At 73.2% G+C, this 20,019-nt stretch carries 18 protein-coding genes; 8 read left to right on the top strand and 10 right to left on the bottom strand.

Translation table 11 applies throughout. The annotated features are described in order from the left end of the window. Positions 1 to 23: 23 nt before the first annotated feature. From folK to ABT137_RS29735, 5 genes are all read right to left on the bottom strand, one after another. Complete coding sequence (folK, locus tag ABT137_RS29755) at positions 24 to 635, bottom strand: 2-amino-4-hydroxy-6-hydroxymethyldihydropteridine diphosphokinase (protein WP_351714192.1); 612 nt, start codon at positions 633 to 635, stop codon at positions 24 to 26. After that, positions 632 to 991 carry a dihydroneopterin aldolase gene (gene folB, locus ABT137_RS29750; RefSeq protein ID WP_351714191.1) on the bottom strand — a complete coding sequence of 120 codons (360 nt, stop codon included), beginning with the start codon at positions 989 to 991 and terminating at the stop codon, positions 632 to 634. The genes folK and folB overlap by 4 nt, the downstream gene beginning before the upstream one ends. Before the next feature lie 278 nt (positions 992 to 1,269). Next, positions 1,270 to 1,773, bottom strand: coding sequence for a nuclear transport factor 2 family protein (locus tag ABT137_RS29745; protein WP_351714190.1), 504 nt, complete (start codon positions 1,771 to 1,773; stop codon positions 1,270 to 1,272). Continuing rightward, positions 1,770 to 2,714, bottom strand: a complete 945-nt coding sequence (gene folP, locus ABT137_RS29740) for a dihydropteroate synthase (protein WP_351714189.1) — start codon at positions 2,712 to 2,714, stop codon at positions 1,770 to 1,772. Before folP ends, ABT137_RS29745 begins: the two co-directional genes overlap by 4 nt. Positions 2,715 to 2,814: 100 nt before the next feature. Then, on the bottom strand, positions 2,815 to 4,626 hold the full coding sequence (locus ABT137_RS29735) for a phosphatidylglycerol lysyltransferase domain-containing protein (protein WP_351714188.1): 1,812 nt from the start codon (positions 4,624 to 4,626) through the stop codon (positions 2,815 to 2,817). A 224-nt stretch (positions 4,627 to 4,850) separates the two neighbouring features. On the opposite strand from ABT137_RS29735, the gene ABT137_RS29730 reads away from it, so the two are divergent. After that, positions 4,851 to 5,963, top strand: a complete 1,113-nt coding sequence (locus tag ABT137_RS29730) for an alpha/beta hydrolase (RefSeq protein WP_351714187.1) — start codon at positions 4,851 to 4,853, stop codon at positions 5,961 to 5,963. A gap of 97 nt (positions 5,964 to 6,060) precedes the next feature. Continuing rightward, entirely contained in the window at positions 6,061 to 7,287 is a 1,227-nt protein-coding gene (locus tag ABT137_RS29725; RefSeq protein WP_351714186.1) for a hypothetical protein, read from the top strand. A gap of 156 nt (positions 7,288 to 7,443) precedes the next feature. Here ABT137_RS29725 and ABT137_RS29720 read toward each other — a convergent pair whose 3' ends face one another. Both ABT137_RS29720 and ABT137_RS29715 read right to left on the bottom strand, forming a co-directional pair. Continuing rightward, positions 7,444 to 8,772 carry a PH domain-containing protein gene (locus ABT137_RS29720; RefSeq protein ID WP_351714185.1) on the bottom strand — a complete coding sequence of 443 codons (1,329 nt, stop codon included), beginning with the start codon at positions 8,770 to 8,772 and terminating at the stop codon, positions 7,444 to 7,446. Further along, the gene (locus ABT137_RS29715; protein ID WP_351714184.1) at positions 8,769 to 9,272 is read right to left on the bottom strand and encodes a PH domain-containing protein; all 504 of its coding nucleotides are present in this window, start codon (positions 9,270 to 9,272) and stop codon (positions 8,769 to 8,771) included. The genes ABT137_RS29720 and ABT137_RS29715 overlap by 4 nt, the downstream gene beginning before the upstream one ends. Before the next feature lie 31 nt (positions 9,273 to 9,303). On the opposite strand from ABT137_RS29715, the gene ABT137_RS29710 reads away from it, so the two are divergent. Continuing rightward, complete coding sequence (locus ABT137_RS29710; RefSeq protein ID WP_351714182.1) at positions 9,304 to 10,455, top strand: NADH-quinone oxidoreductase subunit D; 1,152 nt, start codon at positions 9,304 to 9,306, stop codon at positions 10,453 to 10,455. 63 nt (positions 10,456 to 10,518) lie between these two features. Here the strand turns inward: ABT137_RS29710 and ABT137_RS29705 are convergent, their stop codons facing one another. Then, positions 10,519 to 11,541, bottom strand: coding sequence for an SAM-dependent methyltransferase (locus ABT137_RS29705; protein WP_351714181.1), 1,023 nt, complete (start codon positions 11,539 to 11,541; stop codon positions 10,519 to 10,521). A gap of 118 nt (positions 11,542 to 11,659) precedes the next feature. Between ABT137_RS29705 and ABT137_RS29700 the strand changes: the two genes are divergently transcribed. Both ABT137_RS29700 and ABT137_RS29695 read left to right on the top strand, forming a co-directional pair. Further along, a complete protein-coding gene (locus ABT137_RS29700; protein ID WP_351714180.1) occupies positions 11,660 to 12,865 on the top strand; it encodes a sensor histidine kinase in 1,206 nt (401 codons plus the stop codon). 86 nt (positions 12,866 to 12,951) lie between these two features. Next, on the top strand, positions 12,952 to 13,626 hold the full coding sequence (locus tag ABT137_RS29695) for a response regulator (RefSeq protein WP_351714179.1): 675 nt from the start codon (positions 12,952 to 12,954) through the stop codon (positions 13,624 to 13,626). 28 nt (positions 13,627 to 13,654) lie between these two features. Here ABT137_RS29695 and ABT137_RS29690 read toward each other — a convergent pair whose 3' ends face one another. Both ABT137_RS29690 and ABT137_RS29685 read right to left on the bottom strand, forming a co-directional pair. After that, a complete protein-coding gene (locus tag ABT137_RS29690; protein WP_351714178.1) occupies positions 13,655 to 14,779 on the bottom strand; it encodes a DUF5937 family protein in 1,125 nt (374 codons plus the stop codon). A gap of 144 nt (positions 14,780 to 14,923) precedes the next feature. Then, positions 14,924 to 16,129 carry a threonine aldolase family protein gene (locus ABT137_RS29685; protein WP_351714177.1) on the bottom strand — a complete coding sequence of 402 codons (1,206 nt, stop codon included), beginning with the start codon at positions 16,127 to 16,129 and terminating at the stop codon, positions 14,924 to 14,926. A gap of 186 nt (positions 16,130 to 16,315) precedes the next feature. On the opposite strand from ABT137_RS29685, the gene ABT137_RS29680 reads away from it, so the two are divergent. From ABT137_RS29680 to ABT137_RS29670, 3 genes are read left to right on the top strand one after another with little or no spacing between them, the layout of a single operon-like run. Further along, positions 16,316 to 17,272, top strand: a complete 957-nt coding sequence (locus ABT137_RS29680) for a Rossmann-like and DUF2520 domain-containing protein (RefSeq protein ID WP_351714176.1) — start codon at positions 16,316 to 16,318, stop codon at positions 17,270 to 17,272. Continuing rightward, positions 17,269 to 18,270 (top strand): pantoate--beta-alanine ligase, encoded by a 1,002-nt coding sequence (gene panC, locus ABT137_RS29675; RefSeq protein ID WP_351714175.1) that lies wholly within the window; start codon positions 17,269 to 17,271, stop codon positions 18,268 to 18,270. Before ABT137_RS29680 ends, panC begins: the two co-directional genes overlap by 4 nt. Beyond that, positions 18,267 to 20,015, top strand: coding sequence for an L-aspartate oxidase (locus ABT137_RS29670; protein ID WP_351714174.1), 1,749 nt, complete (start codon positions 18,267 to 18,269; stop codon positions 20,013 to 20,015). Before panC ends, ABT137_RS29670 begins: the two co-directional genes overlap by 4 nt. The last annotated feature ends 4 nt before the right edge of the window (positions 20,016 to 20,019 follow it).

Below are 20,019 nucleotides of genomic sequence, written 5' to 3'. Positions count from 1 at the left end.
TGTGGTCGTCTCGACCTTAACGACTACTCGGGCAGTCGGAGTTCCAGGTCCCCGCGGGCTTCCACACCGTGCCGGGTGACGGCGGCCAGGAGGTCCGCGACCGTGCCGCGGCCGGGCAGCAGGGCCTCGGGGTCGATGTCGTACCAGGGGGCGAGCACGAAGGCGCGTTCGTGGGCGCGCGGGTGCGGGAGGGTGAGGTGCGGGTCGTCGGAGACGACGTCGGCGTAGGCGACGATGTCGACGTCGAGGGTGCGCGGGCCCCAGTGCTCGTCCCGCACCCGGTTGAACGCCTCCTCGACCGCGTGTGCCCGCTCCAGCAGGGAGGACGGCGGGAGGGTGGTCTTCAGCACCACGATCGCGTTGTAGTACGTCGGCTGGCTGCCGGGCGCGACGCCCCACGGCTCCGTCTCGTACACCGGCGACACGGCCTTGATGCGGACACCCGGGGTGTCCTCCAGGGCGTCGATGGCGCCCTGCAGGGTCTCCAGGCGGTTGCCGAGGTTGGAGCCGAGGGCGATCACGGCTCGTTTGGGGTTGGACAGGGTGGTGTCGGCGGCGTCGACCTGCTCGACGACGGAGGCGGGCACCGGCTGGACGGTCGGGTCGCTGGGACCCCGCAGGGAGGATGCGGTCATACTCGGCTCCGGGTGATGGTGACGGTGACGTCGTCGAAGGGGACGGTGATGGGCGCGTCCGGCTTGTGGACCTGGACCTCGACCTCTCTTACCCCCTCGTGCTTCAGGCAGACCTGGGCGATCCGCTCGGCGAGCGTCTCGATCAGGTTCACCGGCTCCCCCTCGACCACGGCGACGACCTCCTCGGCCACGATGCCGTAGTGCACGGTCTTCGCCAGGTCGTCGTCGGCCGCCGCCTGCCGGGTGTCCAGGCCAAGGACGAGGTCCACGATGAAGGTCTGGCCCTCCTCGCGCTCCTTGGGGAAGACACCGTGGTGCCCGCGGGCCCTCAGGCCGCGCAGCGCGACACGATCCACGCGAATCACTCCTGCAATCGTCGGTGTGGCGGCCGGGCCGCACCGCGTGCGGGCGATGGACCGGCCAGACACGAATCTACCTGCGGGCACTGACAGAGCCGGGGTACGGGGCACGGGGTTCGCCGGGGTGCGGCAGGGTTCATCGCGTGTTTCCCCTGGAGAACCCGGCGGCTCATGGGCCGGTAGCCGTACCTACTCGCGAGTTCGTGATTCCAGCCACTTCTTGGGCCGCAAGGGGCCCGCGGGGGTTCGCGAGGGGGCCGGAGGGGTGCCCGCGGTCAGGAGGGCGTGTCGTCCTCCTCGTCCTCGTCGGTCTCGGAGAGCACCGGGGAGGCGTGGTGGGACCAGAGCTTCCAGCCGTCCTGGGTGCGCCGGAACACGTTGGTGGCGACGACCAGCTGTCCGACCAGCGGGCCGAGTTCCTGGCCGCCCTCGGGGGCCGGGCCGCCGCTGAGGATGTTCTCCGTGCAGGTCACCAGGGCGGTGTCGCCGGTGACGGAGACGTGCACGTCGGTGAGGAAGAACTGGATGTAGTCGGTGTTCGCCATGATCAGCGCGTACGACCGCAGGACCTCGCCGCGGCCGGTCAGCACCGGCCAGCCCGGGTGCACGCAGGAGATCACGCCGCTGTCGGCGGGGTCGTGGTACTCCTCGTCGACGCCCAGGTCGGCGGGGGTGAGCCAGAGGGAGGAGACCGCCTCGAAGTCGCCGTTCTCCAGTGCCTCGTAGAAGGCGGTGTTGGCGGCCTCGACCTGCTCGACGTCGGTATGGGGGGCGCTCACCGGGCTCCTTCTGCGCGGTGGGGAGCGTTCTGCGCAGCGGAAGTGGCCTGCGCGGTCCGTGCGCCCGGCGCGTCCGTTCCGGCGCGTGCCTCCTCTATGGCGCGCGCGACCCGTACCGCGTCCGCCGTGGCGTGTACCTCGTGCACGCGCACCGCCCACGCGCCGGCGTGCGCCGCGAGCGCCGAGACGGCGGCCGTCGCCGCGTCACGCTCCCGGGCCGGCGGGGGCGCCCCTTCGGGCCCGGCCAGGACCCGGCCGAGGAACCGCTTGCGGGAGGCGGCGACGAGCAGGGGGCGGCCCAGGGCGTGCAGCCGGTCGAGGTGGGCGAGCAGGGTCAGGTCGTGCTCGGAGTTCTTGGAGAAGCCGAGACCGGGGTCGACGACGATCCGGTCGGGGGAGATGCCGCCGGCCAGGACGGCGTCCACGCGCGCGTGGAGTTCGTCGAGGACTTCGCCGACGACGTCGTCGTACACGCCCTTGACGTTGCCGCCCTCCAGGAAGCCGCGCCAGTGCATGACGACGAAGGGGGCGCCGGAGTCGGCGACGACCGGGATCATGTCGGGGTCGGCGAGGCCGCCGCTGACGTCGTTGACGAGGGCGGCGCCGGCGGCGAGGGCCTGCCGGGCGACGGAGGCGCGCATGGTGTCGACGGAGACGACGACGCCTTCGGAGGCGAGGCCGCGGACGACGGGGACGACCCGGCGCAGTTCCTCGTCCTCGTCGACGCGGGTGGCGCCCGGGCGGGTGGACTCGCCGCCGACGTCGACCAGGTCGGCGCCCTGGGCGCCGAGGTCGAGGCCGTGCTTGACCGCGGCCGTCGTGTCGAACCAGCGGCCGCCGTCGGAGAAGGAGTCGGGGGTGACGTTCACGACCCCCATGACCGCGCACCGGTCCCATGCCGGAAGCCCTGTCACCTGGCCACGTCCGCTGTGGTTGCTCATACGTTCAGCGTAGGCCCAGGGCCCCGCGGCCAGCCCCCGTCGCCCGAGCGGCGCCCCGGGGCTGGAGGGGGAGGGGCGTCCGCTCGGGCCGGTCTCGGGGTCAGGCCGCTCGTACACCCTGTTCGGCGATGCTGTGGGCGCACGGGCGGGGGGCGGGTGCCTGGCGGCGCAGGAAGCGTGGGAGCGGGAGGGCGAGGCTGACGAAGCCCTCGGCCTGCATGGCGGCGAGGCCGATGCGCGGGAGGTCGCCGGAGGCCCGGTAGACCACGAAGCGCGGCTCCCAGCGGGGCTGGAACTTGGCGTTGAACTTGTACAGCGACTCGATCTGGAACCAGCGCGAGAGGAACACCAGCAGCCCGCGCCAGGCGCGCAGCACCGGTCCGGCGCCGATCTTCTCGCCGCGGGCGAGCGCCGAGCGGAACATCGCGAAGTTGAGCGAGATCCTGGTGATGCCGAGCTTCGGGGCCGCCTGGAGGGCGGCCACGATGAGCAGTTCGTTCATCCCGGGGTCGGCGGAGCGGTCGCGGCGCATCAGGTCGAGCGAGACGCCGTCGGTGCCCCAGGGCACGAAGTGCAGGATCGCCTTGAGGTCGCCGTACTGGCCGGGTGTCTCGTCGGCCTTGTGGGCGGTGGCGATCAGGCAGTCGCCGTCGGCGGGGTCGCCGATGCGGCCGAGGGCCATGGAGAAGCCGCGTTCGGTGTCGGTGCCGCGCCAGTCCTCGGCGGCCCGGCGGATGCGGTCCAGTTCGGCCTCGCCGAGGTCACGGATGCGCCGTACCCGGGTTTCGTAGCCGGCCCGCTCGATGCGCTTGACCATCTGGCGCACGTTGCGCATCGCGCGTCCGGCGAGCGAGAAATCCGCCACGTCCACCACCGCCTCGTCGCCCAGTTCGAGGGCGTCCAGGCCGGTCTCGCGGGTCCACACCTCGCCGCCCGTCTCCGAGCAGCCCATGACGGCGGGGGTCCAGGAGTGGGCCTTGGCCTCGTCCATGAAGCGTTCGATGGCGCCGGGCCAGGCCTCGACGTCGCCGATCGGGTCGCCGCTGGCGAGCATGACGCCGGAGACGACGCGGTAGGTGACCGCCGCCTTGCCGCTGGGCGAGAAGACGACCGCCTTGTCGCGGCGGAGCGCGAAGTGGCCGAGGGAGTCGCGGGCGCCGTGCTTCTCCAGCAGGGCGCGCAGCTGGGTCTCGTCCTCCTCGGTGAGGTGTGCGGCGGGGTGTTCGGGGCGGAAGGCGAGGTAGATGGTGGTGACCGCGGTGATCAGGCCGAGGGCGCCGAGGGAGAAGGCGACCGTCCAGGAGGTGGAGCCCTCGTAGTCGACGGGGCCCTCGAAGCCGAACAGGCCGTACAGGACGTGGGTGATGCGGTCGGCCAGGCTGGGGTCGCCGATGGTGCGCTTGGGGTGGGCGCTGACGATCACCAGGCCGAGCGCGAGCGAACCGGCGCTCATGAGGACGAAGTTGGCGAGTGCGCGCCACCGGCTGCGCGGGTCGGGCAGCGCCTTGAACTCGTCGCGGTGGATCACGAGCGGCACGAACAGGGCCAGTGAGATCAGCGCGCCGATGACCGAGTGCCGGTACACGAACTGCGAGACCGCGCCGGCCGGCAGCAGCGCGACCGCGGCCCGCCAGGCCCGGCGCTTGCGCCGCTTGAGCCCGTGTGCGAGCAGCAGCAACAGCACGCCGACGCTGAGCGAGAGCGCGGCGGCGAACGGGCCGAGCGAGCCGGGCAGTACCTCGGCCATGGCGTGCATACGGCTGTGACGGAAGCGCGGGAACACGCCCGCGGCAATGTCCAGGACGCCTACGACCGCGCACGCCCTGCCGACCAGAGCGGGGACGGCCTCGGGCCGCGGGCCGCGGATTATGCGCCGCGCCCGGCTTGATCGGCTCGGAACCTCGCCCGACATTTCCCCATCTATCCTGACAGACATCGCATCCCGTAGTTCTGCGAGAGACCTTGAATCCGGGCCCGATTCGGGCATCCGGCGACATTGCGCCCTCTAGGACGGTGTCTCGGGGGGAGAGGTTCACTCCCCACCGGAAAGCCGGTTCAAAGGCCAGGGAAAGCCCGGGGCAAGGCTCGCTGAAAGCAGCGAAGGCCACGGGGGAAAGCGCAGGCAGGAAGCACCTCATGGGTCTCACGAGCAATAAACTGCTGGCATTGGCGATCTTGTCCGCCGTACTGCTGTTCGTAGGCACGGTGTGGCTGTGGCCCCGGCTGGGCAGCCGGACCTGGCGGGCCGTCAGCGGCCGGGTCGGCATTCTGCTGGCCACCCAGTTGGCACTCTTCGCGTGCGTCGGGATAGCGGTCAACCAGGCCTTCGGTTTCTACGCGAGCTGGGCGGACCTGTTCGGCACCGAAACCGACCAGGGCGTCGTCGTCAACCATGCGTCCGGCCCGGTCCAGGTGCTGTCCACGTCGGAGGTGCACGGCATGGGCGGCTCGCTGCCCCGGACGGCCGGTCAGATCCAGCAGGTCGGCATAGTCGGCCGTACCACCCACATCACCACGCCCGCGTACGTGTACCTGCCGCCGGAGTACTTCCAGCCGCAGTACCGCACGCGGACGTTCCCGGTGGTGGTCGTCCTCAGCGGCTATCCCGGCACCGCCCGGGCGCTGGTCGACAAGCTGCACTACCCGCGCACGGCGCAGCACCTGGTCCGGGACGGGAAGATGCGGCCGACGATCCTCGTGATGCTGCGGCCCACGGTCGCGCCGCCCCGGGACACCGAGTGCGTGGACGTCCCGCACGGCCCGCAGACCGAGACCTTCTTCGCCAGGGACCTGCCCGACGCCGTGCGCGCGCACTACCGGGCCGCCGTGAAGCCGGGCGGCTGGGGGATCGTCGGCGACTCGACGGGCGGGTACTGCGCGCTCAAGCTCGCGGTGCACCATCCCGGCGTGTACGCGGCCGGGGCCGGGCTCTCCCCGTCGTACAAGGCGCCCCTCGACGCCACGACCGGCGACCTCTTCCAGGGCGACCGGAATCTCCAGAACCGAGCCGACCTCTGGTGGTTCCTGAAGCACGAGCCCGCCCCGGACACCTCCCTGCTGGTCACCAGCAGCAAAGTCGGAGAAACCAACTACAAGGCCACGCTGAAATTCATCGCGAGCGTGGAGGCCACGAAGCTGACCCGGATCTCGTCGATCATCCTCGACAGCGGCGGCCACAACTTCAACACCTGGCGCCGCGAGATCCCCGCGACGCTCCAGTGGATCAGCGGCCGGTTGAGCGACCGCTGAGTCCGGGCCCTGCCGATACCGTGTGAAGACTTCGTTGTCGCTGTGTTTTTACGGCCCGGGGCACCACGATTCGCCTACGCGCGGTAAGTTTCTGGCCATGCCACGTGGACGTCACCGTCATTCCCCGCCCTTGCACAGGCTGTTGCCTCCCTCGGCGATCGCCGGTGTCTCCCTCGTCTGCGCCCTGGGCCCCTGGTTGTTCTCCCAACCGACGGTGCTGCGCACCCTGGCCGCGATAGCCGCGGCCACCACGGCCGTCGGCGCCGCCGTCATGCGGCGCTGGGACAGCGAGGCGGGCAAGCAGGTGGCCGACCTGTCACGCGCGCGTGCGAGCGACGAGTGGCGCCACGAGGAGCGGATCGCCGAGCTGGAGACCGACCTCGAGGAGTCGCGGGAGCTGCGCGCCAAGCTGGAGCAGCGGCTGCGCGCGAAGCGTTCGGAGCTGGCGGGGCTGCGCAACGAGCACGCGTCCCTGCTGCGCCGCTACGCCACGGCCGAGACCGAGCGCGCGAGCGCCCTGGAGGGCCGCCGCCTGCTGGAGATCGAGGCCACCGCGCCGTCGAACGCGCTGCCGGCCGCCCGCAGCGCGGAAGAGGCGGAGGAGTCCGCGGCGGCCGTCGAGGAGAAGGCCGAGGACAAGGCCGAGGACACGTCCGAGGCGCTGACGGTCGAGGAGACGGCTCCCGCGGTCTTCTCGCCGGAGGGTTCCAAGCTGTTCCTGCGGGCCAAGGTGGCATTGGCCCGGTTCGACGAGAAGGACGCCCCCAAGAGCGGGACCGACGCGGGCACCGAGGCCGAGGGTACGGCGGAGACGGCCGCCGAGCCCGAGGCCGCCCCGACGGGCGAGACCGCGCCGGAGGACGAGGCGCAGGGGCAGCCCGAGGCGGCCGACGGGCACGCGCGCGCGGCCGCCGCCATCACGGCCGGGCCGGACGAGGACACCACCCCGGCGCCGGCGGAGCAGGACGCCCACCCCACGCCGGCTCCGTCCGCGAACTCCGTCAAGCCCTCGGGTCACTTCACGGTGCCGACCGCGGTGGCGGTCCTGCCGGCCGCGCCGATCCCGCGCCCGCTGGTCACCGGCGGCTTCGACTTCTTCGGCACCCAGAAGGGCTCGCAGGCGGGCGGCCTGGACTCCATGCACAACGAGGACCTCGCGGACGTCGTCGGCCAGGAGGCGCTGGCGCTCCACAAGGCCGAGTCCGAGGCGGAGTTCAAGCCCGCCGACGCGCAGGCGCGGGGCGTCGGGCAGGTCATCGACCTGACCGCGCACGACGAGACGGAGCAGATCAACCTCGGCGGCCTGCGCAGCGCCGCCTCCTGAACCACCTGAGCGCCTGAAGCATCTCCTGAAGCTGCGCCGCCTCCTGGACACGCGGCGATCCTGGGCCGGAGCACCCGACGGGTGCTCCGGCCCAGGCCGTTCAGGGGCGGCGGGGGCCAGGGGGGCAGAAGGGTCGGGGGCCAGGGGTCGGGGGAGTCAGGCCATCCAGCGGTCCGGCCGTGCCGCCCGGCGCCCCGTCCGCGACCGCTCGGCCTGCTCCCGCAGCAGCGCCGCGGCCTCCTCGGCGCCCCGCAGCCGGGCCGTCACGGTCTTGTCGGCCCCCGTGTCCACATGAACGTCCGCGAGCCGCCACAGCCGCCTCCAGGGCCCCTGGGTCAGCCGTACGCTCTGGACCTTGGCGTGCGGGACGAGCGCGAGGCGCCGGCGCAGCAGCCCGTGCCGCGCCGCGAACACCGCGTCCGTGACCGCGAGCCCGTACCCGCGCCACCACAGCGGCACGCACCACCGGGCCCGCCCCGGCGGCCGCAGCAGCTCACCGGGCACGGTCACACCGGGCAGCACGCGCGCGACGACCGACTCGGCGACCGCACGCGGTGCGACCGGGACCAGCACCGAGTTCGCCGACCCGGCCACGTCCAGCTCCACCCGCACCCAGCGCAGCGGCCGCCACATCAGCGGCTCCACGATCCGCACGGTCTGCACCCGCCCCGGCGGCACCGTCTCGTGCGTGCGGTCGAGGAGCCCGTGGTCGATGCGCAGCCCGTCCGGGGACTCCCCGACCGTCCAGTCGTACTCCCCGACGAACCGCCCCACACTGGTCGTGGCCGCCGCGCCGAGCAGCGGCACGGCGGTCGCGAGAACCGTCCACACGCTGTGGGTGGCCAGCCACAGGAACGGCGGGGCCACGAGGGCGGCCGCCAGGGAGCCCCAGGTGGCGCCCGTCAGCACGATCGAGAGCGCCAGCTTGGCCGGGGGCACCCGCATCAGCTCGTGCGCCGGCGCCTCGCCGACCTCGCGCGCCGTCTCGGGCGCAAAACCGGCGGCGCGCGCGAGCAGCTCCGCGCGCAGCGCACGCGCCTCGCCCTGGCCGAGGAAGGCGAGTTCGTCCTTCTTGTCGGTGCCGACGACGTCTATCCGCAGCTTGGCGACGCCCGCCACGCGCGCGAGAAGCGGCTGGGTGATGTCGACGGCCTGGATCCGCTCCAGCCGGATGTGCGCGGTGCGCCGGAACAACAGGCCGGTGCGTATCCGCAGTTCGCTGTCGGTCACCGAGAAATAGGTGAACCACCAGGTGAGGAACCCGTACAGGGCACCCGCCGTGACCAGGGCGGCGAGCCCGCCCAGGACCATGGTGGTGGTCAGCTTCGTCAGCTGCTCCTGCGCCTGGTTCGGGTCGTGCACCGCCCAGCCGGTGAGCACCGCGACCGGCGCCCACGCCCGCCGGAACGGCGTCACCGGGTGCAGCCGCCGCTCGCCGACGGCCTTGCCCGCGCGTATGGCGCCCTCGACGCCCGGCGCGGTCACAGCCCCGCCGATCGGGCCTCGCCGAGCTCGGTGAGCCGGTCGCGCAGCCGTTCCGCCTCGGCCGGGTCGAGCCCGGGGATCGTCGCGTCGGTGGCCGCGGCCGCGGTGTGCAGCTGCACACTGGCCAGCCCGAAGTGCCGCTCGACGGGTCCCGAGGTGACCTCCACCAGCTGCATCCGCCCGTACGGCACCACGGTCTCCTCGCGCCACAGCACCCCGCGGGTGATCAGCAGGTCGTCGGCGCGCTCGGCGTACCGCCAGGACCGCCAGTTGCGGCCCAGCAGCACCCAGCCCCAGGCCAGCACGGCCAGCGGCAGCAGCGCGAAGGCCGCCCACACCGGGCCCGCGAGCAGGCCGAGCAGCAGTCCCAGGGCCAGGGCGAGCAGCCCCAGCCACACCACCAGCAGCAGCCGGCGCATCCGCAGCAGGCCGGGCGGCAGCCCCGTCCACACCGGCTCGGTCCCCGTGGTCTCGGCGCCGGTGGCGCTCCCCGTCTCCATAGGGCCAGCGTACGTAGGGGAGACTGGGTCCATGACGCCTACGACGGAGACCACGGTCGGGATCGGCGGCGCCGCCGAGAGCACCGACATGGTGCTCAACATCGGCCCCCAGCACCCCTCCACGCACGGCGTGCTGCGGCTGCGGCTGGTGCTGGACGGCGAGCGGATCGTCTCCGCGGAGCCGGTGATCGGCTACATGCACCGGGGCGCGGAGAAGCTCTTCGAGGCCCGCGACTACCGGCAGATCATCATGCTCGCCAACCGCCACGACTGGCTGTCGGCCTTCTCCAACGAGCTGGGCGTGGTCCTCGCCGTCGAGCGCATGCTCGGCATGGAGGTGCCCGTCCGCGCGGTGTGGACCCGCACCCTGCTCGCCGAGCTGAACCGGGTCCTCAACCACCTGATGTTCCTCGGCTCGTATCCGCTGGAACTGGGCGGGATCACCCCGGTCTTCTACGCGTTCCGCGAGCGCGAGGAGCTCCAGAACGTCATGGAGGAGGTCTCCGGCGGGCGCATGCACTACATGTTCAACCGCGTCGGCGGCCTCAAGGAGGACCTGCCGGCCGGCTGGACCGCACGCGCGCGTGCCGCCGTGGCCGCCGTGCGCTCCCGTACGGACGTCTTCGACGACCTGGTCCTCGGCAACGAGATCTTCCGCGGCCGGACCCGGGGCGTGGGCGTCCTCGCGCCGGAGGCCGTGCACGCGTACGGCGTGAGCGGGCCCATCGCGCGCGCCTCGGGCGTCGACTTCGACCTGCGCCGCGACGAGCCCTACCTGGCCTACGGCGAGCTCCAGGACACCCTGAAGGTCGTCACCCGGACCGAGGGCGACTGCCTGGCCCGCTTCGAGTGCCTCCTGGAGCAGACCCACAACGCCCTCGACCTGGCCGACGCCTGTCTGGACCGGCTCGCCGACCTGCCGCCGGGACCGATCAACCAGCGGCTCCCCAAGGTCCTCAAGGCGCCCGAGGGCCACACCTACGCCTGGACCGAGAATCCCCTCGGCATCAACGGCTACTACCTCGTCAGCAAGGGCGAGAAGACCCCGTACCGGCTGAAGCTGCGCTCTGCGTCGTACAACAACATCCAGGTCCTGACCGAACTGCTGCCGGGGACGCTGGTGGCGGACATGGTCGCGATCCTGGGGTCGCTGTTCTTCGTGGTGGGCGACATCGACAAGTAGCGACCAAATGGTGACAGGCAGCGACAGGCAGCGACGAGCAGGGCGTGCGGCGCGCGCGGCGCGCTAGAGCAGCACGTCGTCGATGCCCACCGGCTGGAGCAGCCAGAGGAAGTCGCCGAGGCCGCCGGGGGCGGTGAGTTCGGCGGCCTCGCCCGCGGTCGCGAGGGCGCGCACGTATCCGGCGGGGTTCGTGGAGGCGAGCGTGAGCGGCGGGCGTGCGCTGACCAGGCCGAGGGCGCGCAAGGCGTCCCGCTGCGTGCGCAGGAGCGCCTCGGGCAGCCTGAGCGCCGGGTCGAGCGCCGTGCACGCGTCCAGCGCCACATGCGCCGTGATGTCGCACGCCCCGTCCGGCACGGGTGCCGTCGCGCGGCCCTCGCGGAATCCGGTGAGCGTCCCGAACGGGGGACGCGTGGCCACGGTGTGCGCGTAGTCCACGGCCACCGCGAGCCCCCGCTGGAGGCTGGTGACGGCGGACGCCCACGCCCGGTCCCGGGGCAGCCCGATCTCCGCGCGCAGTCCCGGTTCGGTGCCCAGCGGCCACCACCGCGCGAGCCACTGGGCGTCCGCGCCCGACACGCGCTCGCCGAGCAGTTCGGTGCCGTCCCGCCGGACGTGCACCAGGCGGGGCACCCCGGCCGGGTCCACCTCGGCGACCTCGACCGGCACGTTGTCGAGCCATTCGTTGGCGAAGAGCAGGCCGCGGACCGTGCGGGGGAGTTCGGTCAGCCAGGTGATCCGGTCGGGAAGGCCCGGCGGGCGGTCGGCGAGTTCGACGGCGTACGCACGCGTGCGTGCCGCCACGTCCGCGGGCAGGGCCGCGAGCACGCCCGTGACCAGTTCGCCCCGGCCGGCGCCCATGTCCACGAAGTCCAGTGCCTCGGGGCGGCCCAGCGCCTCGTCGACCCGGCACAGCAGTTCGGCCACGGCCTCGGCGAACAGCCGCGAGGCGTGCACCGACGTACGGAAGTGCCCGGCCGGGCCCTCCGGGCGGCGGTAGAAGCCGCCGGGGCCGTACAGGGCCGCCTCGGTGGCCGCACGCCAGCCACGGGCGTCGTCGGCCGTCTCTCGCGTCGCCTCATCCGTCACCGGGCCAGACTAGGCGCACAGGTGATCACCTTCTCCACCTTGCGGAGTACGCGTGCGGAACAGGGATCGGCCCTCCGGTTGACCCCTGCACCTATCACGCTTCCCTACTCTGGGTTACGTGCAGCGCCTCTATGACTTCCTCCGCAGGCACCCGACATGGGTCGACAGCTTCTGGGCCGTCGTCCTGCTCGGGATCTCCGGCGCGAGCATCTGGAAGCTCGGCGAGGCTCAGCCGCACCACGGATCCAAGGCCGCCATGCTGGCCGTGTCCGTCGTGATGAGCGTCGTCGTCGCGCTGCGCCGCCGTTTCCCGGAGCCGATGCTGCTGCTGGCCGCGGCCACCGGCCTGGCCCAGCTGATGCTGGACGTGGAGACGACCGTCGCCAACTTCGCCATGCTGGTGATCGTGTGCACGAACGCGGCCGTCGGCGCCCGCTGGGCGTCCCGGTTCGGCCTCTACGCGGGGCTGGGCGCCGCGCCCCTGGCGCAGATCCGGTGGCCGCAGCAGGAGGCGAGCTTCCCGGGGCAGGTCGCGATCGTGCTGTTCCAGACGGTGCCGTTCGTGCTCGCCTGGGTGCTCGGTGACTCCATGCGCACCCGCCGCGCCTACTTCGCACAGCTGGAGGAGCGCGCCGCCCGGCTGGAGAAGGAGCGCGAGGCGCAGGCCAAGGTCGCGGTCGCCGCGGAGCGCGCCCGGATCGCGCGCGAGCTGCACGACGTGGTCGCGCACAACGTGTCGGTGATGGTGGTCCAGGCCGACGGCGCCGCCTACGTCCTCGACGCCGCCCCCGACCAGGCGAAGAAGGCCCTGGAGACGATCTCCTCCACCGGCCGCCAGGCCCTCGCCGAGATGCGCCGCCTGCTGGGCGTGCTGCGCACCGGCGAGCACAAGGAGGTCGGCGAGTACGTCCCGCAGCCCGACGTCGAGCAGATCGACGACCTCATCGAGCAGTGCCGCACCTCCGGCCTGCCCGTCGACTTCAAGGTCGAGGGCACCCCGCGACCGCTGCCCAGCGGCGTCGAGCTCACGGCGTACCGGATCGTGCAGGAGGCGCTCACCAACACCCGCAAGCACGGCGGCCCCAACACGGGCGCCAGCGTGCGGCTGGTCTACTTCGACGACGGACTCGGCCTGCTGGTCGAGGACGACGGCAAGGGCGCCCCGCACGAGATGTACGAGGAGGGCGGTGCCGACGGCCAGGGGCACGGCCTGATCGGTATGCGCGAACGCGTCGGCATGGTGGGTGGCACCCTCGACGCGGGCCCCCGCCCTGGCGGAGGATTCCGCATCAGTGCCCTGCTGCCGCTCAAACCGGCGCATTGACGCAGACGCACGCCCCCGGTTGACACCTGTCACGCCCCCAGGCCGAGCGGCCGAACAAGAACGAATGAGAAACGGAAGAGGACCCGATGACGATCCGCGTGATGCTCGTCGACGACCAGGTGCTGCTGCGCACCGGGTTCCGGATGGTGCTCGCGGCCCAGCCGGACATGGAGGTCGTCGCGGAGGCGGGCGACGGCGTCGAGGCCCTCCAGGTGCTCGCGTCCACCGCGGTGGACGTCGTCCTGATGGACGTGCGCATGCCCAAGCTGGACGGCGTGGAGGCCACCCGGCGCATCTGCGAGCAGCCCGACGCGCCCAAGGTGCTCATCCTGACCACCTTCGACCTCGACGAGTACGCCTTCTCGGGGCTGAAGGCGGGCGCCTCCGGCTTCATGCTCAAGGACGTGCCCCCGGGCGAGCTGCTGGCCGCCATCCGTTCCGTGCACAGCGGCGACGCCGTCGTCGCGCCCTCCACCACCCGGCGCCTCCTCGACCGGTTCGCGCCGATGCTGCCCTCCGCCGGCAGGGAGCCCCGGCACCAGGAACTGGAGCGGCTCACCGAGCGCGAGCGCGAGGTGATGGTGCTGGTCGCGCAGGGCCTGTCCAACGGCGAGATCGCGAGCCGGCTGGTGCTGTCCGAGGCGACCGTGAAGACCCATGTGGGCCGCATCCTGACCAAGCTCGGGCTCCGGGACCGCGTGCAGGTGGTCGTCCTGGCCTACGAGACCGGGCTGGTGCGGGCGGGCGGCGGACACGGCTAGCGTGCCCCACGGCCGGCGAACCGCACGACTAACGGAGTATCCCCTCCAGGAAGTCGCTGCCGAGCCGGGCGACGACCGTGACGTCCAGCTGGTGCAGTACGTACCGGCCGCGGCGGCGCGTCGTGACCAGGCCCGCTTTCTTGAGCACGCCCAGATGCCGGGACACCTCCGGCGCCGACAGGCCGTGCACCTGCGCCAGCTCGCTGGTGGTGTACGCGCTGCGGGCCAGATGCCGGCACAGCCGCATCCGCACCGGATGGGACAGCGCCGCCATCCGCAGCGTCAGCTCCTCCACCGACGCGGGCGGGGCGAGCTCCGGCGAGCCGACCGGGTAGTGCAGCACCGGCTGCCAGCCGTAGCGGTGCAGGACCATCAGGTGCGGCCGGCCCAGGCTCGTGGGCACCAGCAGCAGGCCGTCCGCCGCCACGCGCGCGTGGCCGTCGGTGAGCTTGTCCACGGTGATCCGCGCGCGCCTCTCGCCCGTCTCGTCGAGCGTCACGTCGTCGAGCGTCACGGCGGGCGAGACCGCCGCCAGCGCCTCGGCCGGCCCCTTGCGGCGCAGCAGCTCCGTCTTGTGCCGGGCGTCGGCCGCCAGCTGGTGGCGCAGCCGTGACCACGCCTCGTCGAAGAACGCCTCGGCACAGTCCTCCAGGAACCGGCGCAGCCACGCGCGCACGCTCGGCGGATCGTCGAGCAGCCGCTGGGCGAACCGGACCTGCTGCGGGCCCCGCGAGGCGGCCACCTCCAGTGCCCTGCGGCGCCCGGCGGGATCCGACAGGAGGGCCGGCGCCCGCGTGGCGTAGGTGAGTACGCACGTGAACTCCATGGCCGCGTCGACGAACTGTTCGTCCGGCAGCTTGTCCAGCTGGTCGAGTTCGGCCACGAGCGTGCCGGCCGGGAGGGCGTCCGGCATCGCCGCGTACGGCAGGAACAGGTCCGAGAACGTCGTCCGCCACAGGAAGTCCGCCTCGCACATCCGGTCGGCCAGATGCGGCTCCATGCGGGCGGTCACGCCGGTCGCCCAGCCCTGCAGGCCGGGGTGGTGCCCCGGCTCGGACAGCGCGTGCAGCGCCATGCCGAGCTCGGCCAGCGGGGAGGGCACGACGGCGACGCTCTCGGGGCGCAGCCCGGCGATGTCGATACGTACGCTCATATGCCCATCGTGCACGTTGCCACGACGTGGGTAGGCCGGGCGCCTACCGGGGTGCCGGGTGCGGTCGAGTGGCGGGTGCGGGTTGTGTGGGGTTGCTCGCGCAGTTCCTCCCCCAGCCTTCGGCCGGGGGTACCCCCAGCGCCCCTAAAGGGGCGCTTCAGCTCGCGGCGTTCCAGGCAGTCGCCCCACGAAGTCCGCGACCGCCGCCCTCACGTCCTCCGGTGTCCACTCCAGGCCCTCGGCCGTCACCGTGACCTCGGTCATGGACAGGCCCGGGCCCCTCGGGTCCCAGAAGCCGGGGAAGAGGTAGGTACCGGTCTCCTCGGCCTGGCGTACCGCCGTCTCCAGGAGTACGTCGGCGGCGTACGGCAGCCAGACCTGGAACTGGTGGGTGTGGGGTTCCTCGGGGTGGATGCGGGACCAGGGGACGCCCGACTCGGTGAAGCCGTCCCGCAGGGCCGTGGCGACCACGCGCGCGTGGCGGACGTACTCCGGGAGGCGGGGCAGTTCGCGGTCCAGGCCGGCCAGGGCCGCCAGGGCGGTCGGGAACTGCTGGAAGACCATGCCGCCGTAGCGGTGGCGCCAGGTCTTCGCCTCCTCGACCAGGGGCTTCGGGCCGGCCAGCGCGGCGCCGCCGAAGCCGTCGAGGGACTTGTAGAACGACACGTAGACGCTGTCCGCCAGGTCCGCGATCTCGGGCAGGGGGCGACCGAAGTGGACGGTGGACTCCCACAGGCGCGCGCCGTCGAAGTGCACCACCGCGTCGCGCTCCCGCGCCGCCTCCACCAGCTCCGTGAGCTCCTCCCAGGAGGGCAGGACGAAACCGGCGTCCCTGAGGGGCAGCTCCAGCATCAGCGCCCCGAAGGGCTCCGCGAAGTCGCGTATCTCCTGGGCGGTGGGGAGCCGGGGCTCGCCGGTGACGCGCACGGTGCGCAGGCCGGCCACCTCGCGAAAGGCGTTGCGCTCGTGCACCTCGGGGTGGGCGAGGGCGTGCACGGCGACCGTGGGGTTGCCGGTGCGGGCCGCCCAGCAGCGCAGGGCGACCTGCTGGGCCATCGTGCCGGTCGGGAAGAACGCGGCGGCCTCCGTGCCCAGCAGGGCCGCGACGCGCCGCTCCAGGGCCTCGACGACGCCGTTGCCGTAGATGTCCGACGGTTCGTCCAGGTCGTACACCTCGGGGGCGGCCTCCTGGAGCCGCGCGAGCCGTTCGCGCAGCGAGGCCCGCACGCCCACGCGCGCGAGGAGGCGGGTGGCCCCCCGGTAGGCGGCGGAGCGCCGCTCCCGCATCCGGTCTTCCGCCGACAGGGGTTCCTTCGGCTGCTCGTCCTGGGCCGTCGCCGTATCACTCATGCCGTGGATGATGCCGTGGCACGTCGACCGGGGGCCTGTCATTTTTCAGAACCGCTTTCCGTACCGCCGGTGTGACCCGTCACCCACAGCCTGTGGACGGCCGATCGGCTCCGGACCGGATAGCGTTAACATGACGAGAAATCGTCCGGTACCCAGAGCGGACTGGAACGGGAAGGCCACCCTCGCGTGAGTACAGTCCAACAGCCAGACCCCAGTGACCGCCCCGCGCGGCTCACCGTCGGCGTTGTCGGCGCGGGCCGGGTGGGCCCCGCGCTGGCCGCGTCCCTGCAGCTCGCCGGGCACCGCCCGGTGGCCGTCTCCGGGGTCTCCGACGCCTCCCGGCGGCGCGCCGAGGCGATGCTGCCCGACGTCCCGCTGGTACCCCCCGCCGAGGTCCTCCGGCGCGCCGACCTGGTCCTGCTGACCGTCCCCGACGACGCCCTGCCCGGCCTGGTCGCCGGCCTCGCCGAGACCGGTGCCGTACGGCCCGGCCAGCTGCTCGTGCACACCTCGGGGCGGTACGGCGCGAAGGTCCTGGACCCGGCCCTGCGCGCGGGCGCGCTGCCGCTGGCCCTGCACCCGGCGATGACCTTCACCGGGACGCCCGTCGACGTGCAGCGGCTGGCCGGCTGCTCGTTCGGGGTGACCGCGCCCGAGGAGCTGCGGCTGGCCGCCGAGGCCCTGGTCATCGAGATGGGCGGCGAACCGGAGTGGATCTTCGAGGAGAACCGCCCGCTGTACCACGCGGCCCTCGCCCTCGGCGCCAACCACCTGGTCACCCTGGTCGCCCAGGCCATGGAGCTGCTGCGCACCGCCGGCGTGGAAGCCCCCGACCGGATGCTCGGGCCGCTGCTCGGCGCCGCCCTGGACAACGCCCTGCGCTCCGGCGACGCGGCGCTGACCGGGCCGGTCGCGCGCGGGGACGCGGGCACCGTCGCCGCGCACGTCACGGAGTTGCGCAGGCACGCCCCGCAGGCCGTCGACGGCTACCTGGCGATGGCCCGCGCGACGGCCGACCGGGCGCTCGCGCACGGCCTGCTGAAGCCGGAGCTCGCCGAGGACCTGCTCGGTGTCCTCGCGCACAGCGCCGACGGCGGCACCGGCACGTCCGGCACCAACGGCACCGAGGGGAACCCCCGATGAGCACCGCCCTGCTGCGTACCGCCGAGGAACTGCACGCGCGCGTGCGGCACGGGCGCCGCGCCGTCGTGATGACCATGGGCGCCCTGCACGAGGGCCACGCCACCCTGATCCGTGCCGCGCGCGAGATCGCGGGCCGGGACGGCGAGGTCGTCGTCACGGTCTTCGTCAACCCGCTCCAGTTCGGTGCCGGCGAGGACCTCGACCGCTACCCGCGCACCCTGGACGCCGATCTGAAGATCGCCGAGCAGGCCGGCGCGGACGTGGTGTTCGCTCCCTTCGTCGACGAGGTCTACCCGGGCGGGGAGCCCCAGGTGCGGGTCACCGCCGGTCCCATGGGCACGGTCCTGGAGGGCGCCTCCCGCCCCGGGCACTTCGACGGCGTCCTCACCGTCGTCGCCAAGCTGCTGCACCTCACCCGGCCCGACGCGGCCCTGTTCGGGCAGAAGGACGCCCAGCAGCTGGCCGTGATCCGGCGCATGGTGCGCGACCTGAACTTCGGCATCGAGATCGTCGGCGTACCGACCGTGCGCGAGGCCGACGGGCTCGCGCTGTCCAGCCGCAACCGCTACCTGTCGGTCGACGACCGGCGCACGGCGCTCACGCTGTCCCGCGCGCTGTTCGCCGGCCGCGACCGGCACGCGGCACAGGAGGCGCTGCGCGCGCGGGCGCTCGAGGTGCCGTCCACGCGGGCGCGCGCCGAGGCGCTCAGCGCCATAGGCGAGTCCCGCGCGGCCGCCGACGCGCACGCCGTCGCCAAGGCCGTGCCGAACGCCGCCGCGGCGGTCCGCGCGGCCGCCCGCCAGGTCCTGGACGAGGCCGTCCACTACGACCCGCCGCTCGAACTGGACTACCTCGCCCTGGTCGACCCGTCCGACTTCACCGAGATCGACGACGACTTCACCGGAGAGGCCGTCCTCGCCGTCGCCGCCCGGGTCGGGACGACCCGGCTGATCGACAACCTTCCGCTCACCTTCGGAACCCTCGGAGCCGCCTCGTGACCAGCACAGGCACCAGCAGTACAGGCACCAGCACCGGCATACGACTGCACGCGCCCGCCCCCGGGTGGAGCATCTCGGCGGACGTGGTCGTCGTCGGGTCCGGGGTGGCCGGCCTCACCGCGGCCCTGCGCTGTCAGGCCGCCGGGCTCACCACGGTCGTCGTCACCAAGGCCCGCCTGGACGACGGCTCCACCCGCTGGGCCCAGGGCGGCATCGCCGCGGCCCTCGGCGAGGGCGACACCCCCGAACAGCACCTCGGGGACACCCTGGTGGCCGGCGCCGGCCTCTGCGACGAGGAAGCGGTACGGATCCTCGTCACCGAGGGCCCGGGCGCGGTACGCCGTCTCATCGACACCGGCGCCATCTTCGACGAGTCCTCGGAAGGCGGCCTGGACCTCACCCGTGAGGGCGGCCACCACCGGCGCCGGATCGCGCACGCGGGCGGCGACGCCACCGGCGCCGAGGTCTCCCGGGCCCTCGTGGAGGCGGTACGCGCGCGTGGGCTGCGCACCTTCGAGAACGCGCTCGTCCTGGACCTGCTGACCGACGCCGAGGGCCGTACGGCCGGTGTCACCCTGCACGTCATGGGCGAGGGCCAGCACGACGGCGTGGGCGCCGTGCACGCCCCCGCGGTCGTCCTCGCCACCGGTGGCATGGGCCAGGTGTTCTCCGCGACCACCAACCCGTCGGTGTCGACCGGCGACGGTGTGGCGCTGGCCCTGCGCGCAGGCGCGGAGGTCAGCGACCTCGAATTCGTGCAGTTCCACCCGACCGTGCTCTTCCTGGGCCCCGACGCGGAGGGCCAGCAGCCGCTGGTCTCCGAGGCGGTGCGCGGCGAGGGCGCCCACCTGGTCGACGCCGAGGGCGTGCGCTTCATGGTGGGGCAGCACGAACTCGCCGAACTGGCGCCCCGGGACATCGTCGCCAAGGGCATCCTGCGCCGGATGCTGGCGCAGGGCGCCGAGCACATGTACCTCGACGCCCGGCACTTCGGCGCCGACATGTGGGAACACCGCTTCCCGACCATCCTGGCCGCCTGCCGCGCCCACGGCATCGACCCGGTCACCGAGCCCATCCCGATAGCGCCCGCCGCCCACTACGCCTCCGGGGGCGTACGCACCGACGCGCGCGGGCGCACGACCGTTCCCGGGCTCTACGCGTGCGGCGAGGTCGCGTGCACCGGCGTGCACGGCGCGAACCGGCTCGCCTCCAACTCCCTCCTCGAAGGCCTCGTCTACGCCGAGCGCATCGCCGCCGACATCACGGCGGCCCGCGCGGACCACGGCCTGCACGCGCGCGTGCCCGCACCGGTCCCGCACCCCGAGAAGCCCGCGCACCCGTTGCAGACCCCCGAGGCACGGTTCGCGATCCAGCGGATCATGACCGAGGGCGCCGGCGTGCTGCGCTCCGAGGCGTCCCTGGCCAGGGCCGCCGCACAGCTCCAGCGGCTGCACGCGGACGCCCGCGACGCCCTGGACGAGAACGGCAAGACCGCCGAGCCCGGCGTCGACACCTGGGAGGCCACCAACCTCCTGTGCGTCGCGCGCGTGCTCGTCGAGGCGGCCCGCCGCCGTGAGGAGACCCGCGGCTGCCACTGGCGCGAGGACCACGCCGACCGCGACGACGCCCGCTGGGGGCGCCACATCGTCGTACGGCTGAATCCCGACCGGACGCTGGCCGTGGGCACCACCGACACCGCAGACTTCCCCCCTACCCGGCCGCACCAGCCACACCAGGAGCAGTGACAGA

This window comes from Streptomyces sp. NPDC001980 (assembly GCF_040296885.1).
Classification (GTDB): Bacteria; Actinomycetota; Actinomycetes; order Streptomycetales; family Streptomycetaceae; genus Streptomyces.
The sequence above is the reverse complement of the archived record's forward strand: the minus strand, read 5'-3'. Positions and strand labels throughout refer to the sequence as shown.